This is a genomic window from Streptomyces sp. BoleA5 (genome assembly GCF_000373665.1).
Taxonomy (GTDB): Bacteria; Actinomycetota; Actinomycetes; order Streptomycetales; family Streptomycetaceae; genus Actinacidiphila.
In genome coordinates this window covers 1-14694 of the sequence record NZ_KB892123.1, presented here as the reverse complement: position 1 = coordinate 14694, position 14694 = coordinate 1, and the positions used below count along the sequence as shown (strand labels likewise).

The following is a 14694-nucleotide window of genomic DNA, read 5'->3' as shown; positions in this document are numbered from 1 at the left end:
TGAGCTGCCCTTTCCCGGGACGGGCGCCGATCGGGATCTGCTTAAACTGGCGAGGTGCCACGAGTCCTGATTGTCGAAGACGACCCAGATGTCCGTAGGGCCGTCCAGTTGGGGCTGCGGCACCAGGGGCACGACGTCTTCGCCGCCGGAACGGGCGAGGAGGGACTGGAACAGCTCCGCCCCTTCCGTCCGGACGTCGTCGTGCTCGACCTGATGCTCCCGGGGATCTCCGGCCTCGACGTGTGCCGGCGCATACGGGAGCGCGACCAGGTGCCGATCATCATGGTCACCGCCAAGGGCGACGACATCGACGTGGTCGTGGGCCTCGAGGCCGGGGCGGACGACTACGTGGTCAAGCCGGTGCAGGCCCGCGTACTCGACGCCCGCATACGCGCCGTGCTGCGCCGGCAGGACGCGTCGGTCTCCGACACCCTCCGGCCCAGGGCCGAGTCGCACGGGGAGCTGGTCGTCGACCGGGCCGGGCTCGTGGTGACACACCGCGGTGAACCCGTCGCGCTCGCCCCCTCCGAACTGCGGCTGCTGCTGACCCTGTCGGCCTCGCCCGGACAGGTCTTCAGCCGCCAGCAACTCCTGGAAGCGGTCTGGGAGCACAGCTACTACGGCGACATACGGCTCGTGGACGCCTGTGTGAAGCGGCTGCGCGGCAAGCTCGGTGAACTGGGCGGCGCCCCCCGGTACATCCAGACCGTACGCGGCTTCGGTTACCGCTTCGGCACCGCGTGAGCCGCCGGGAATCCGCACGGGCGCACCGGGCCGTCCGGGACCGGGAGGCCGCCGCGACGACCGCCGGCGTCCGGGGGCCGAGGTGGACGCGCTTCCACCGGAAGGCCCTGGCGAAGGTCCCTCTTCCGCTGCGGGGGCTGCGCTCACGCCTGGTCGTGGCGTTCGTCCTGGTGACCATGGCCGGCGCCCTCAGCACCGGAGCCGTCACCTTCCGGGAGGCGCGCAGGGGGGTGCTGCAGCAGAGCCAGGACACCGTCATCCGGCAGTTCCGGGCAGGCGTCAACGACCTGGCCGTCAACACCCCCCTGCAGCCGGACCAGTCGGACCTGGAGGTCGCGGTGAACCACGTGCTGCGCGCCAACCAGTCCCAGGGGTGGCGGGTACTGGCCACCTACGGCGACCTCCGCGCCTCCGCACCGAGCGCGGACTTCGACAAGATCACGCCGGAACTGCGCCGCTCCGTCGCGACGAAGCGCGCCGCGGTGTTCCAGCGCGTCGACGACAACGGGCGCCCCTGGCTCGTCGTCGGCATGCCGGTCACCTACACCGACGGCGAGGGCACGGAGTCCAGGCTCTCCGGGCTCGTGATGTACCTGGTCGTGCCGCAGGACACCGAACAGGCCTACGTCCAGGCGATGGTCAGCGCCATCGAGCACGCCACCCTGGTGGCACTGGGCCTCGCCGTCGTCCTGGCGCTGCTGGCCGCGAGCGGTGTGCTCCGTCCCGTACGGGCGTTGCGCGGGGCGACGCGCCTGATGGCCGAAGGACACCTCGACGTACGGCTGACCGTCAACGGATCCGACGAACTGGCCGACCTCTCACAGTCGTTCAACCACACCGCGGCCGAACTGGAGCGGTCGGTCGCGGAACTGCGCCGCATGGAGGCGCAGGCACGCCGCTTCGTCGCGGACGTCTCCCACGAACTGCGGACTCCCCTGGCCGCGATGTCCGCGGTCACCGACGTGCTGGACGAGAACGCGCTGCGCCTGGACCGGGAGACCGGAGAGGCGCTGCGGCTGATCAGCGAGGGGACCAGCCGCCTGAGCGTGCTGGTGAACGACCTGATGGAGATCTCCCGCTTCGACGCGGGCGCGGCGGAACTCAACCTGGACGAGATCGACCTGGCCGACTTCGCACAGCACACCCTCGCCGCCCGGGGGTGGCAGGGCCGGGTGGAGACGCGTCTGCCCCCGCCCGGCGTGCTCCGGGCCCGGGTGGATCCACGGCGGCTCGACGTGGTGCTCGCCAACCTGGTGGGCAACGCGCTGCGGCACGGGGAGCCGCCGGTGCGGCTGGCCATGAGCGTACGGGAGGGTCCCGCGGGCGCGGCGTGGGCCGTCATCGAAGTGACCGACAACGGACCGGGGATCGCCGAGGAAGCCATGCCGCACATCTTCGAACGCTTCTACAAGGCGAACAGCACGCGGGCCAGGAGCGCGAGCAGCGGGCTGGGCCTGGCCATCACGGCGGAGAACGTGCACCTGCACGGCGGCAGGGTCAGTGCCGCCAACCTGCCCTGGGGCGGCGCGGCGTTCACCGTCGAACTCCCCCTGCACCGCGACTCCGCGCCCGACGGCAGGCCCGCCGACGACGACGCCGGCGCGGGTGCCCGGTGAAGCGCACGCGCCTCGCGGCACTCGTCACCGGCCTCACGGCCGCGCTCGCGCTGACGGCCTGCGGGGTCCCCCCGTCCGGCGTCATCGAGGCCGGCGAGGCGGCGACCGGTATGTCCTCCCCCGCCCCGCGGAGCGCGAGGCCCACCCTCGTCTCCCTCTATTTCCTGGAGGACGGCAGGCTGAGGGCCTACGCGCGCAAGGCGACCGCCCCCGCGAGCGTTCAGGACGCCGTCCGCATGCTGTTCGCCGGGCCGAACGTGGACGAGAGAGCGACCGTCACCACGGAACTGCCCCTTCTGAAGATCGGACCGCAGGTCAAGGCGAAGTCCGGCAGCGCCGTCTACGTCCTGCTCCCGGAGGAAGCCACGCCGTTCAGCCACACGGCCATGCTGCAGTTGGCGTGCACGGTGTCCGGTGTCGACGTCACGCTTGCCGCGCTGCCCTCGACGGCCGTGATCGGCGGCACGGGAGGCTCCTCCGAGCCACCGCCGGCCACCGACCCGGGCTCCCCGGCACGCACCGTGCACGCGGTGGGGAACGGCTGGTCGAGGGCGCAGACGGCCGGCTCGTGCCCCGAGGCCGCCAGGTAGCCCGGACGGCCTCGGCGGGCGGCGGCGACCGTGCGGCCGCCGGCTTCGTCACCCGCCCTCGAGGTAGTCGATGTAGAGGACGACGGCTCGGACCCTCACGTTCAGGGCGCCGGCGTCGCTCGTCAGTTGCTCGTCGTACGACAGCAACGTGCCGGTTCGCGGGTCGAACACGAGGGTCCGCACCTTCGGAAGGGCCACCGTAGACCGTGGCCACGGAGAAGGCCTCCCCCGATCGGCCCGCGCGGTCCGTCACGACCCCGCGGTACTCGACACCCCGCGCGGCGCCCACGACCCCCAGGAGTGCTGCTCGCTGTCGCGGGGAGAAGCTGTTGTCGATGTGGCGCTCGGCGACGGAGTCGGAGAGTTCGCCGGCCCCGTGCGTCTCGTAGCCCGCGCGCAGCCGGCGCTCCGTTCCGGCGACGCCGGACGGCGTTCACGGTGGCGGGGATCCACCGGATCTGCCGGGCCCGTCGAGTCCGACTGCTCCTGCGCCTCACTCCCCAGAAAGCCGCCCTCCTCCCAGATCCTGCGCTGTTCGGCGGTCCGGAACCGCGGTGCCACTCAAGGGGTCGAGGGACAGGCGCTGTGGCTGCACACGAACAGTGTCACATGGCTCACACCCCGGCACGACAACCCTGACAGCCTCTCGCCGGTCGACGGCTCTCCCGGATCGCACCGCGGAGGCCACCGGAGAAGGGCGCCAACCGACCGTACAAGTAAGGCCGTTGCTGCCCGGACTGTGCCACGCCGGGGTCTCGTCCGGCCCACGGCGGAGCGACGGTCCCGCCGCCGTCGGCGCTCCGGGGTGCGCCACATCGTCGCCACATGGTTCACAACGGAGAAGCACCACTCTTCACAGCGAATCCAGACGTGCATATGATCACCCAGCCCAGGTGCTTCCAACCCGCCGCGGTTGGCGCCCTTGTACGGCGGAGGGTGATCGTCCTCTGCCCGGACCCTACCCGGGGACACCTTGAAGAGACACCACAGGCGCTGGAGCGTGCCGGCCATCGCCGGAGCTTCCGTGCTCGCACTGACGAGCCCCATCACGGCTCAGGCCGCCGCCCCTTCCGGAGTTCCCGCTCCCGCGCACTCGTCCGCCGCGGACCGTGTGCCCGCCGGCACCCACACCGTCACACTGATCACCGGTGACGTTGTGACGACCAGTCAGGTCGCGCGCGGTGAGGGCCCGTCCGGCGGCACCGTCACCGTCCGTGGCGCGGACGGACTGCCGGCGCGGACGCGCATCCTGACGTCGAACGACGACCTGTACGTCTACCCCGAGTCCGTCCTGCCCTTCCTGGCCCAGGGCACCCTGGACCGGCAGCTGTTCAACATCACGGACCTGATCGCGGACGGGTACGACGACGCGCACCGCGACCGGCTGCCGCTGATCGTCTCCTACACGCAGGCCGGTGCCGCCCGTCACGCGTCCGCGGTGCCCGAGGGCGCGAAGCGGGTGCGGAGCCTCGACAGCATCCAGGGTGCCGCCCTGAGCGCGGACCGCTCCCGCGCGGACGACTTCTGGCAGTCCGTCGCCGGGGCGGCGACCGACGACGGCGCCCGCACGAAGGACGCCAAGCCGTCCTTCGGTGCCGGGATCTCGCACATCTGGCTCGACGCCCCCATCCACGCCGATCTCGCCGACAGCACCGCGCAGATCGGTGCCCCGCAGGTCTGGCAGGGCGGCGACACCGGGCAGGGCGTGGACGTCGCCGTCCTCGATTCCGGTGTCGACGCGGGCCACCCGGACCTGGCGGACCGCATCGTGACCCGGCAGAACTTCGTGCCGGAGGAGGACGACACCGACGACCGCGCCGGACACGGCACCCACGTCGCGTCGATCATCGCCGGCACCGGTGCGGCCTCCGGCGGCAAGGAGAAGGGCGTCGCTCCGGGCGCCCGGCTGCGAATCGGCAAGGTGCTCGACCGAACCGGCAGCGGACAGATCTCCTTCGCCCTGGCCGGCATGGAGTGGGCGGCCGTCGACCAGCACGCCAAGATCATCAACATGAGCCTCGGTGCCGGGGTCTCCGACGGAACCGACCCGATGAGCCTGGCCGTGGACCGGCTGAGCGCCCAGACCGGCGCGCTGTTCGTGGTCGCCGCCGGCAACGCGGGCGTACCGGACAGCATCTCCACACCGGGTACAGCCGCTTCGGCACTGACCGTGGGCGCGGTCGACTCCGACGACGCGCTGGCCCCCTTCTCCAGCAGGGGCCCCCGCATCGACGGTGCGCTGAAGCCGGAGATCACCGCCCCCGGCGTCGACATCCTCGCTGCCAACTCCCGGTTCGTGGGCAACGACCAGGGCTCCTACCAGTCGATGAGCGGCACGTCGATGGCCACCCCGCACGTCGCGGGCGCCGCCGCCCTGCTCGCGGCGGCCCACCCGGAGCTCACCGGCAGCCAGTTGAAGGATCTGCTGGCAAGCAGCTCCCGGCAGACCCCGGCGTATGACGCCTTCGAGGCCGGCAGCGGCCGGCTCGACGTCGCGGCGGCGGCGACCGCCGGAGTCTTCGCCTCGGCGACCGCCTACGCCGCCCAGGACGAGGACGAAGGCGCCCTCCGGCGTCCGGTGACCTACACCAACATCACCGACGCGCCGGTCGCGCTCACGCTGTCCGTCGACGCGCCGCAGGCGCCGGCGGGGATGTTCCTTCTGTCGGCCTCCCGCGTCGTCGTTCCGGCGCACGGCACCGCCGAGGTCACGGTGGCGATCGACGGCTCCGCGGGCACCGCCGAGAACCACTACTCGGGCCAGGTGCTCGCGACGGACTCGGCGGGCAGGGCCGTGGCGCACACCGCCGTCTCCCTCGGCTTCGCCACGATGCACACGCTGACGCTGACGTTCAAGGACTCCGAGGGCGATCCCACGTTCGGCGACGTCTGGTTGCTCAGGGCGGGCGACAAGGACCCCGTCCTGATCGGCGTCGGCCCCTCCGGCACCGGGGAGTTCCTCGTGCCCGACGACGTGTACTCGGTGCTCTCCTTCCAGGAGGTCCAGGGCATCGGCGGTCCGCACTCCAGGGGCCTGGCCCTGCTCGGTGACCCCGACGTCATGGTGGACCGTGACACCACGGTCACGTTCGACGCCACCAAGGCCGAGCGCATCGACATGACCACCCCGCAGCGCAGCGACGTGACGTTCCAGAAGCTGGGCTACAACCGTGTCATGAACGGCGTCAGGTCGGGTCTGTCGGCCGACAGCGTGTACTACGACAGCATCTGGGCGCAGCCCACCACCCACAAGGTGACCCACGGGGACTTCCGGCTGACCGCCCGGTGGCGTGGCGAGAAGCCGGCGCTGTCCGTCTCCACCCGCACGACCGAGTTCACCGGCATCCTGCGCCAGGAGGGCATCACCCCGCTGGCCACAGGCACCTACAAGCTGCCGCTGGTCTTCGCCGGCCAGGGGTCGAGCACGGAATTCGCCGGCCTCGACGCACGCGGCAAGGCCGTGGTGGTCCGCCACAGCGACGACGGTGTCAACGAATTCGACCAGGCGGCCAACGCGATCGCCGCGGGCGCGAAGCTCATGCTGGTCGTGGAGAGCGGCTACGGCCGCCCACTGCGCTCCTACGCGCCGCTGGGCGAGCGGCCCATCCCGCTCGACGTCGGCCTCCTCGGTACCGAAGCGGGCGAGGAGCTCATCCGGCAGGTCAAGGGTGGCGCTGCCAAGGTCACCGTGGACTCCGAGACGGCGAGCCCGTACGTGTACGACCTCGCGCACGCCTGGCACAACGAGATCCCCTCGAAGATGGCGGTCAAGGGCGACACCAAGAACCTGGCCCGGATCGACGTCGACTTCGCGAGCCCGAAGCACGACGTGGCCGCCGGCGAGTTCCGCTTCGAGTGGCTCGACGGCGTCGACTGGTCCTCCGGCCCCCTCATGCCGGAGCCCGCGAACGGGAAGCGGACCGACTGGGTGTCCACCACCGGCGTCAGCTGGCACCAGCAGGCATACGTCCAGTACCTGGGCTTCGAGGAGGGAGCCAAGGCCGCCTACCGCGCCGGCAGCAGGCAGTCCGAGGAGTGGTTCAAGCCGATCCAGCGCCCCTTCCTGAACGACACCTTCTTCAACAACCTGCCGCCCAGCCGCAACGGCGACCAGCTGTACATCGACATCCCGGCCTGGGGCACCCGGGACCACGTCGGATGGAACCAGGACCCGGCCGGAACCCAGCAGCAGACCCTGTACCAGGGCACCCGGCAGCTGGGCCAGGGGAGCTTCACGACCGTCTGGGGCGACGCCCCCAGCGCCCGCAAACTGCCGTACAAGCTGGTCGTCACCGGTGAGCGCGACGTGCCCTACACCCCGTACTCCTCCCGCACCCGCACCGAGTGGGACTTCACGTCGGCGAAGCCGACCGACGCCGTCACCGTGGTGCTGCCGCTGGTGCAGCTCGACTACCGGATCGGTACCGACGCGGCGGGGCGTGCCGGGCGGCACGACGGCCTCTCCGTCACCGCCGCGCACCTGTCGGGCGCCAGTCTTGCCGGCAAGATCGGCGCGGTCGGCCTGGAGCTGTCCTACGACGACGGCCGGACGTGGCACAAGGCCGCCCGCGGCAGTGACGGGCGGTTCCGCCTGGACGCCCCGGGCAAGGCGTCCTTCGTGTCGCTGCGGGCGAGCGCGAAGGACGATGCGGGCAACTCGGTGAAGCAAACCGTGATCCGGGCCTTCGGCCTGCGCTGAGGCGCGGCCGTTGCCGGGACCCGCGACAAGCAGGCCGGTCCGTCCGCGGTGGTACGTCCACCGCGGACGGACCGGCCGCCGTCACAGGCTCGCCGGAGCCGCTTCCCGGCCGTCGAGCGGTCCGCCGACGGGGATGTCCAGCCGTTCCGCCACGCAGGAGAGGGCGGTTCCCAGCGGGAGCGCGACCCGGGTGAGGGCGTGGCGGTCGCCGCGGGTCGCGTCCCGGTTGACGATCAGTACCGGCTTGCCCGCCTCGGCGGCCTGACGGACGAACCGCAGCCCGGACATCACCGTCAGCGAGGAGCCCAGGACCAGCAGCGCGGCCGCTCCCCGGACCAGATCGCGGCAGTGCTCGACCCGCCGGGGCGGTACGGATTCGCCGAAGAACACCACGTCCGGCTTGAGCACGCCGCCGCAGACCGTGCAGGGCACGACGTGGAAGTCCCCGACCTGGTCGTCGGTGAGGTCGGCGTCGCCGTCCGGGTTGATGCCCGCCGCCACCGGCTCGAAGCCCGCGTTGGCCTCCTCCAGCCGCCGGGCGAGTTCCCCGCGCGGACTGAAGTCACCGCAGGAGAGGCAGACGACGCGGCCGAGGCTTCCGTGGAGTTCGACGACGCCCTCGCTGCCGGCGGCCTGGTGCAGGCCGTCGACGTTCTGGGTGATCACTCCCGTGAGCAGGCCGTGCCGTCCGAACGCGGCCACCGCCCGGTGCCCGGCGTTGGGGCGGGCGCGGCCGAAGGTGCGCCACCCGAGGTGGCTGCGTGCCCAGTACCGCCGCCGGGCCTGGGCACTGCCGACGAAGTCCTGGTAGGTCATCGGGGTGTGCCGGCTCAGGCTCCCGCCCTCGCCCCGGTAGTCGGGGATGCCCGACTCCGTGGAGATGCCCGCGCCGGTGAGCACCAGCACTCCGCCGCCGCCCAGTGCGTCGGCGACGGGCCCCAGGTCCGTGGTGCCCGGCGGGAGGTCCTCGGTGGGGGTCCAGCTCAAAGTGGGGCGCATGCGCATGCCGCAAGGGTACGCAACGGCCCTTCCTCACCCGTTGTGCCCTGTGTGCGCCCGGTCCCCGCGCCGTAGGTCCCCTGCACCACCGGCACCGGGACGGCGAAGGGCCCGTACGGCCCGGGCGGCAGGTCGTGTTCCCGATACCCGGACGCCGGATCCCGCACTTCATTGCTCGCGCACGCAGCTCTCGTGAAGGCCTCCCGGCCCCGCGAAGCGCACGTCGCCGAGACCCCGCCCTCAGGCGTGCCGCACCGAAAGGGATCCCGCATGCCCCACACGCCCGACGTCGCCGTCGCCTCCTACTCCTACCGGGCACCATCCACCGTCTCGCGGAGACCGTCGCCGCCGGCACGGCCGAGGCGGGAGTCGACGTACGGCTTCTGCGCGTCGCCGAACTCGCGCCCCAGGCGGGTTCGCCGGCTCCCGCTTCGCCGCCGCCTCAGCTCAGGAGGCGGGCGACCTCCGCGGGATGGGCGAGGTGCGGGAAGTGGCCGCTGCCGGGCAGGACGCTGATGGTGACGTCGGGCAGGGCGCGGGAGAGCCAGGCGCGGTACTCCGGATCGGGCTCGGCGCCGGTGACGTAGTGGTACGGAGTGCCCTGGGACGCGATGCGCGCCAGCCGGCCGGCGTTGCGCTCGTCCAGCGTCGCGGGCGGGGTGGTCAGCAGCTCGTCCCAGTAGGACAGCAGCAGTTTTCGGGGGGACCGCGTCGGGCCGGGCGAGGGCGCGGGCCTCGGGCGGCAGGCCGTCGATGCCCATGCGGCCGAGCAGACCGTCCCAGAGGGGCGGAAGAGGACGACGTCGGCGACGTCGTCCGGCTCGCCGATGCGGCCGAGCGGGCTGCCCCCGGCACCACGCTCAGACGCCGTAGACCCGTTCGGGGCGCACCATGACGGCCGCCCGGCGGTCGGCGGCCATGACCCTGTCGTATTCGTCCCAGTCGTCATGGGTGCCGCCGGCCGCGGTGAAGATCTGCCGGAGCAGCAGACGCGTGCCGTCCGCGTCGAGCGCCGGATGCGGGTCGTCGGGGCCGATGATCTCGGCGTCCCCTTCCACCGTCAGCCAGTTCCACCCCGAGCGCACGCACACGGCGAGCCGGGGGCGCTCCCTGAGGTTGCCGAGCTTGACCCTGCCGTAGGTCACGAACGCCACCACGTCGGCGTCGGCGAGCGGATGCCGCATGACTCCGAGGTTGACCACGGAGGACTGGATGCTCCCGTCGGCTCGGAGCGTCGACACCGCACCGAGGCCCTCCTCGGCGCGGGCGAGCTCCGCGAAGTCGTTCAACGTTGCCACTCGGTTCCCCTGCCGGTCTCGGGCGTGGGCCGCGGAGGCGACCCCCGCGAGCGCCCACGACGTGTGTTGTCGGCACCACGATGACACGCCATCACGGAGCGCACCCGGCGGCGTCCGGGGAGCAGAGCACCGGACTGGTCCCCGAGTTGCAGGGTGATCCAACGCCCCATAGCGTCTCGTCTCGTCGTAATGCCCTCACCTCGGCCCATCGGATCGGCTGCCACCCGCACTCCCCGGGTCAGGGCAATTCCGTGCCGCGTTCCCCGCAGTCACCGATGAGGGACGCGCACGCCAACGAGACTTCCCTCCCCGGAATCGGGACGACCGGAGATCTGCCATGCCCGACTTTTCCAGTCTGCTTTCTCGGCGAAAGATCCTGCTCTCCTCCGCCGCCGCGATGACCGCGGCGACCACAGGGGCGTTCGGCCTGGCCTCCCGGACTCCGGGGGCGGCGAAGGAGACGGAGGCGGCGGCGGACGCCGCGGGCATCCGGCCCTTCCGCGTCGACATCCCGGAGGCGGACGTCGCCGAGCTCCTCCGGCGCGTCAACGCCACACGCTGGCCCGACCGCGAGACCGTCCCCGACCAGTCCCAGGGCGTACAGCTGGCGACGATGCAGAAGCTGGCGCGCTACTGGGGCAAGGACTACGACTGGCGGAGGATCGAGACGAAGCTCAACTCCCTTCCGCAGTACAAGACCAGGATCGACGGGCTCGACATCCACTTCATCCACGTCCGGTCCCGCCACAAGGACGCCCTGCCGATGATCCTGACCCACGGCTGGCCGGGATCCGTCCTGGAGTTCCTGAAGGTCATCGACCCCCTCACCAACCCCACCGCCCACGGCGGCCGCGCGCGAGACGCGTTCCACCTCGTCATCCCCTCGATGCCCGGCTACGGCTTCTCCGAGCGGCCCACCACCACCGGCTGGAACCCCAGCCGCATCGCCCGGGCCTGGGCCGTGCTGATGCGGCGCCTGGGATACACGCGTTACGTCTCCCAGGGCGGCGACTGGGGCGCGGTCGTGTCGGACAAGATGGCGGCGCAGAAGCCCCCCGGGCTGATCGGCATCCACGTCAACATGCCGGCCACCGTTCCGCCGGACATCGCCAAGAAGCTCGCCTGCGGCGACCCGGCCCCGGCCGGGCTGTCCGCCGACGAGAAGGCCGCGTACGACAAGCTCAACGCCTTCTACAAGACGGGGTCCGGCTACTCGGCGATGATGGTCACCCGCCCGCAGACCGAGGGGTACGGGCTGACGGACTCCCCCGCCGGGCTGGCCGCCTGGATGTACGACAAGATCGCCGCCTGGACCGACAGCGACGGCGACCCGCTGCGGGTGCTCACCAAGGACGAGATCCTCGACGACGTCAGCCTCTACTGGCTGACCAACACCGCGGTCTCCTCCTCGCGCCTGTACTGGGAGAACAACGCCAACAACTTCAACGCCGTGTCGGTGTCCGTCCCCGCGGCCATCACGGTGTTCCCCGGCGAGATCTACCAGGCGCCGCTGAGCTGGGCCGAAAGCGCGTACCACGACCTCATCTACTACAACAAGGCCCCTCGCGGCGGGCACTTCGCGGCCTGGGAGGTCCCCGACATCTTCACCCGGGAACTGCGTGCCGCGTTCTCGGCCCTGCGCGACCCCGGAGCACCCGGCAAGTAGCGGAGGGGAAGCGGTCGTGTCCGAGCGCTTCGATCCCTGTCCCGGCCCGACCACGGCGATCGCCTCGGCGGGACGCCGCTCGACGCCCCGTGGCATCACCGGCGGATCGGCGGCGGGCGGGCCATGTGCGGCCTCGCGGTGGCTCATCACCGCGAGGCCGCGTCCCCATGATCCGAGCAAAAGGCGTCCCCACACCCGCAAAACTTGCTCGGGCAAACAAGTAGAACATTGAACATAAATACGGGCAAGTAGCTTGATCGGCCATCAACTCTTGAAGGCGACATGCGTCCCGGGTGAGGTGAACCGCGTCCGTTCCGTCCGCCCGCCGTGTACGGAAATGGTCCAGCCTGCACGGCGGCGCTCGCGTCGGGGCCGGTACGGCCGCACCACGCCCGGCGCCGTCGGCCGCGCCATCGCCCGGCGCACCGCGGGCCCACCGTCCGCGCGGGCACGGCTCTCCCGGCGGGAGCGAGGTCGCGGCCGTGGACGCCCGTGCCGGTTAGCATCGCGGACACCACTGCCGGACGAACGGAGTTCACCCGTGGGCCACCTGCGCGTCGGGGTCGCCGTCCTGACCATGGGCGACCGGCCCGCCGAACTCGACGCGCTGCTGGCCTCGGTCGCCGCGCAGGACCTGCCGGCAGCCCGGGTCGTCGTGGTGGGCAACGGGTCGCCGCTGCCGGCGCTGCCGGACGGGGTGACCCGGGTGGAACTGCCGGAGAACCTGGGGGTGGCGGGCGGTCGCAACGTCGCTCTGCAGCGACTGCGCCAGTACGGGGACGTCGACCTCGTGGTCGACCTCGACGACGACGGGCTGCTGGTCGCGACCGACGTCTTCCGGCGGATGGCCGAGCTGTACCGCGGGGACGAGCGGCTGGGCATCGTGTCGTTCCGGATCGCGGACGAACTCGGGCGGACCCAGCGCCGCCATGTGCCGCGGCTGGTCGCGTCGGACCCGATGCGCGGAGGGCTGGTGACGACGTTCCTCGGCGGCGGGCACGGGTTGTCGATGCGGATGCTGGAGGAGATCGGCGGCTGGCCGGACGCCTTCTTCTACGCCCACGAGGAGACGGACCTGGCGTGGCGGGCGCTGGACGCGGGCTGGCGGATCCGGTACGCGCCGGAGCTGGTGCTGCAGCACCCGTGGACGTCGCCGACGCGGCATGCGGTGTTCTACCGGATGGTGGCGCGCAACCGCGTGTGGCTGGCCAAGCGGCATCTGCCCGCCCCTTTGATCCCCGCGTACCTGGGGGTGTGGGCGGTGCTCACGGTGCTCAGGCGGCCCTCGCCGGAGGGGCTCCGGGCCTGGTGGGGCGGTTTCCTGGAGGGTGTGCGCACGCCGTGCGGCGCGCGGCGCCCCATGCGGTGGCGCACTGTCGCGCGGATGACCGCCCTGGGCAGGCCTCCGGTGGTGTGAGCCGCGGTGCCCGGGCCGGGCCCGGCCGCTCCGTGTGATGTGATCGCAGGGGGCCCGCGACAGGCCCTCCGCCACACACCCGACAGGAAAGGTGCGTCATGAACGATCGGGTCAGTTCCGCCCGCCGCCCCGGTGCGGTCAGCGTCCTCGGGGGCCCCACCACGGTGATCGACATCGGGGGGCTGCGCCTGGTGGCGGACCCCACGTTCGACGATCCGGGCGATCACGGGTACCTCACCAAGACCGCGGGGCCCGCCGTCGGCGAGGACGCCCTCGGTCCGGTGGACGCCGTCCTCGTCAGCCACGACCTGCACCCCGACAACCTGGACACCCGGGGCCGCGCCTTCGCCCTCGCATCGCCCCTCGTGCTGACCGGCCCCGCGGCCGCGCGGCGCCTGGGCACCCCGGCCCAGGGGCTGCCGGCCTGGGAGAGCGTGACGCTTACCCGCCCCTCGGGGGGCACCGTCACCGTCCACGCCGTCCCCGCCCAGCACGGGCCCGACGACGGTGAGCGCGACGAGCAGGGGCATGTGAACTGCGAGGTCACGGGCTTCGTCCTGACGGGGGAAGGGCTTCCCACCGTCTACGTCAGCGGTGACAACGCCTCGCTCGCGGTGGTGGCGGAGATCGCCCGCCGCATGCCGCCCGTGGACGTGGCCGTCCTGTTCGTGGGCGCGGCGCGCGTTCCGTCGAAGATGCGCGGCCGGCCGCTGACGCTCACCGCGCAGCGGGCCGGCGCCGCCGCCTCGGTCCTGGGGTCGCCGGTGGTCGTGGCCGCCCACTGCGACGGATGGGCGCACTTCAGCGAGACCCGCTCCGACATCGAGCGGGCCTTCGACGACGCCGGCCTCGCCGGGCACCTGCGCACCGCGGGCAATGGCGAGTGGATCGACCTGAGCCACTCGGTCACGGTGCGCTGACCGACGGGTACGGAGGCGTCTGACTTTAAATCTCACATTTAGCTCTGGTAGCTTGCACTCCGGGCAGCGGAACCGGCCGGACCGAATAAGACGACCGGTCGCTTTCATCCTGGGCGACCCGGTCGGAGCCGCTACGGGCAGTGCGGCAGCCGACGGCCTGTTCCGCTGTCCCCCAGGGGCCGCCACGGGGCGGGCCGCGTCGGACGGGCCCGCCCGGGAGAGCCCCGGAGCAATCGCGGAAAAGACTCGGGCGGTGGTGTCGAGAACCCGCGGCCGGCTCCGTCCCCGTGGTGAAGGCGGCCACAATGGGGTCGCACCGGCACCAAGGAGAGCCACGATGGCCAAGTACCTGCTGCTCAAGCACTACCGCGGCGCACCGGCGGCGGTGAACGACGCACCCATGGACCAGTGGACCCCCCAGGAGATCACCGACCACATCCAGTACATGCACGACTTCGCCGCCCGACTGGAGAAGACCGGAGAGTTCGTCGACGCCCAGGCCCTCGCCCCCGAAGGCACCTGGGTCCGCTACGACGGCGAAGGCCGCCCACCCGTCACCGACGGCCCCTTCGCCGAGACCAAGGACCTCATCGCCGGCTGGATGATCATCGACGTCGACACCCACCCACGCGCCCTCGAACTCGCCGCAGAACTCTCCGCCGCCCCCGGCGCCGGCGGCAAGCCCATCCACGAATGGCTCGAACTCCGCCCCCTCCTCACCACCCCACCCACCACCACCGAATGA

At 72.0% G+C, this 14694-nt stretch carries 12 protein-coding genes; 8 read left to right on the top strand and 4 right to left on the bottom strand.

The features are described 5' to 3' along the window. Positions 1-54 precede the first annotated feature (54 nt). Genes B085_RS0129545 through B085_RS44185 form a run of 3 tightly spaced genes read left to right on the top strand, consistent with a single transcriptional unit; the run spans position 55 to position 2950 of the window. Positions 55-744, top strand: coding sequence for a response regulator transcription factor (locus tag B085_RS0129545; protein ID WP_026251577.1), 690 nt, complete (start codon positions 55-57; stop codon positions 742-744). Then, complete coding sequence (locus B085_RS0129540; RefSeq protein WP_018562214.1) at positions 741-2360, top strand: sensor histidine kinase; 1620 nt, start codon at positions 741-743, stop codon at positions 2358-2360. The genes B085_RS0129545 and B085_RS0129540 overlap by 4 nt, the downstream gene beginning before the upstream one ends. After that, positions 2357-2950: a hypothetical protein gene (locus B085_RS44185; protein WP_018562213.1), complete on the top strand. Its 594-nt coding sequence runs from the start codon at positions 2357-2359 to the stop codon at positions 2948-2950. The genes B085_RS0129540 and B085_RS44185 overlap by 4 nt, the downstream gene beginning before the upstream one ends. Positions 2951-2998: 48 nt before the next feature. Here the strand turns inward: B085_RS44185 and B085_RS51520 are convergent, their stop codons facing one another. Next, positions 2999-3121, bottom strand: coding sequence for a hypothetical protein (locus tag B085_RS51520; RefSeq protein ID WP_267881102.1), 123 nt, complete (start codon positions 3119-3121; stop codon positions 2999-3001). 853 nt (positions 3122-3974) lie between these two features. On the opposite strand from B085_RS51520, the gene B085_RS0129525 reads away from it, so the two are divergent. Continuing rightward, positions 3975-7649 carry a S8 family peptidase gene (locus tag B085_RS0129525; protein WP_018562211.1) on the top strand — a complete coding sequence of 1225 codons (3675 nt, stop codon included), beginning with the start codon at positions 3975-3977 and terminating at the stop codon, positions 7647-7649. An 81-nt stretch (positions 7650-7730) separates the two neighbouring features. Here B085_RS0129525 and B085_RS0129520 read toward each other — a convergent pair whose 3' ends face one another. The 3 genes from B085_RS0129520 to B085_RS0129515 all read right to left on the bottom strand — a co-directional run bounded on the left by B085_RS0129520 (position 7731) and on the right by B085_RS0129515 (position 9946). Beyond that, complete coding sequence (locus tag B085_RS0129520; RefSeq protein WP_018562210.1) at positions 7731-8654, bottom strand: NAD-dependent protein deacetylase; 924 nt, start codon at positions 8652-8654, stop codon at positions 7731-7733. A gap of 436 nt (positions 8655-9090) precedes the next feature. Beyond that, positions 9091-9597 carry an alpha/beta fold hydrolase gene (locus B085_RS49635; RefSeq protein WP_158689853.1) on the bottom strand — a complete coding sequence of 169 codons (507 nt, stop codon included), beginning with the start codon at positions 9595-9597 and terminating at the stop codon, positions 9091-9093. Beyond that, positions 9509-9946 carry a TIGR03618 family F420-dependent PPOX class oxidoreductase gene (locus B085_RS0129515; protein WP_026251575.1) on the bottom strand — a complete coding sequence of 146 codons (438 nt, stop codon included), beginning with the start codon at positions 9944-9946 and terminating at the stop codon, positions 9509-9511. The genes B085_RS49635 and B085_RS0129515 overlap by 89 nt, the downstream gene beginning before the upstream one ends. Positions 9947-10283: 337 nt before the next feature. Between B085_RS0129515 and B085_RS0129510 the strand changes: the two genes are divergently transcribed. From B085_RS0129510 to B085_RS0129495, 4 genes are all read left to right on the top strand, one after another. After that, complete coding sequence (locus B085_RS0129510) at positions 10284-11612, top strand: epoxide hydrolase family protein (protein WP_018562208.1); 1329 nt, start codon at positions 10284-10286, stop codon at positions 11610-11612. Between the two features lie 541 nt (positions 11613-12153). Next, positions 12154-13029 (top strand): glycosyltransferase family 2 protein, encoded by an 876-nt coding sequence (locus tag B085_RS0129505; protein ID WP_018562207.1) that lies wholly within the window; start codon positions 12154-12156, stop codon positions 13027-13029. 98 nt (positions 13030-13127) lie between these two features. Continuing rightward, the gene (locus B085_RS0129500) at positions 13128-13949 is read left to right on the top strand and encodes an MBL fold metallo-hydrolase (RefSeq protein ID WP_018562206.1); all 822 of its coding nucleotides are present in this window, start codon (positions 13128-13130) and stop codon (positions 13947-13949) included. A 337-nt stretch (positions 13950-14286) separates the two neighbouring features. Beyond that, positions 14287-14694: a YciI family protein gene (locus tag B085_RS0129495; RefSeq protein WP_018560820.1), complete on the top strand. Its 408-nt coding sequence runs from the start codon at positions 14287-14289 to the stop codon at positions 14692-14694.

Bases quoted from the DNA above. Each gene is read 5' to 3' on its own strand.
- B085_RS0129520 (WP_018562210.1), bottom strand. From the start codon at position 8,654: ATGCGCATGCGCCCCACTTTGAGCTGGACCCCCACCGAGGACCTCCCG.
- B085_RS0129500 (WP_018562206.1), top strand. From the start codon at position 13,128: ATGAACGATCGGGTCAGTTCCGCCCGCCGCCCCGGTGCGGTCAGCGTC.
- B085_RS0129495 (WP_018560820.1), top strand. From the start codon at position 14,287: ATGGCCAAGTACCTGCTGCTCAAGCACTACCGCGGCGCACCGGCGGCG.
- B085_RS49635 (WP_158689853.1), bottom strand. From the start codon at position 9,597: ATGACGACTGGGACGAATACGACAGGGTCATGGCCGCCGACCGCCGGG.
- B085_RS0129510 (WP_018562208.1), top strand. From the start codon at position 10,284: ATGCCCGACTTTTCCAGTCTGCTTTCTCGGCGAAAGATCCTGCTCTCC.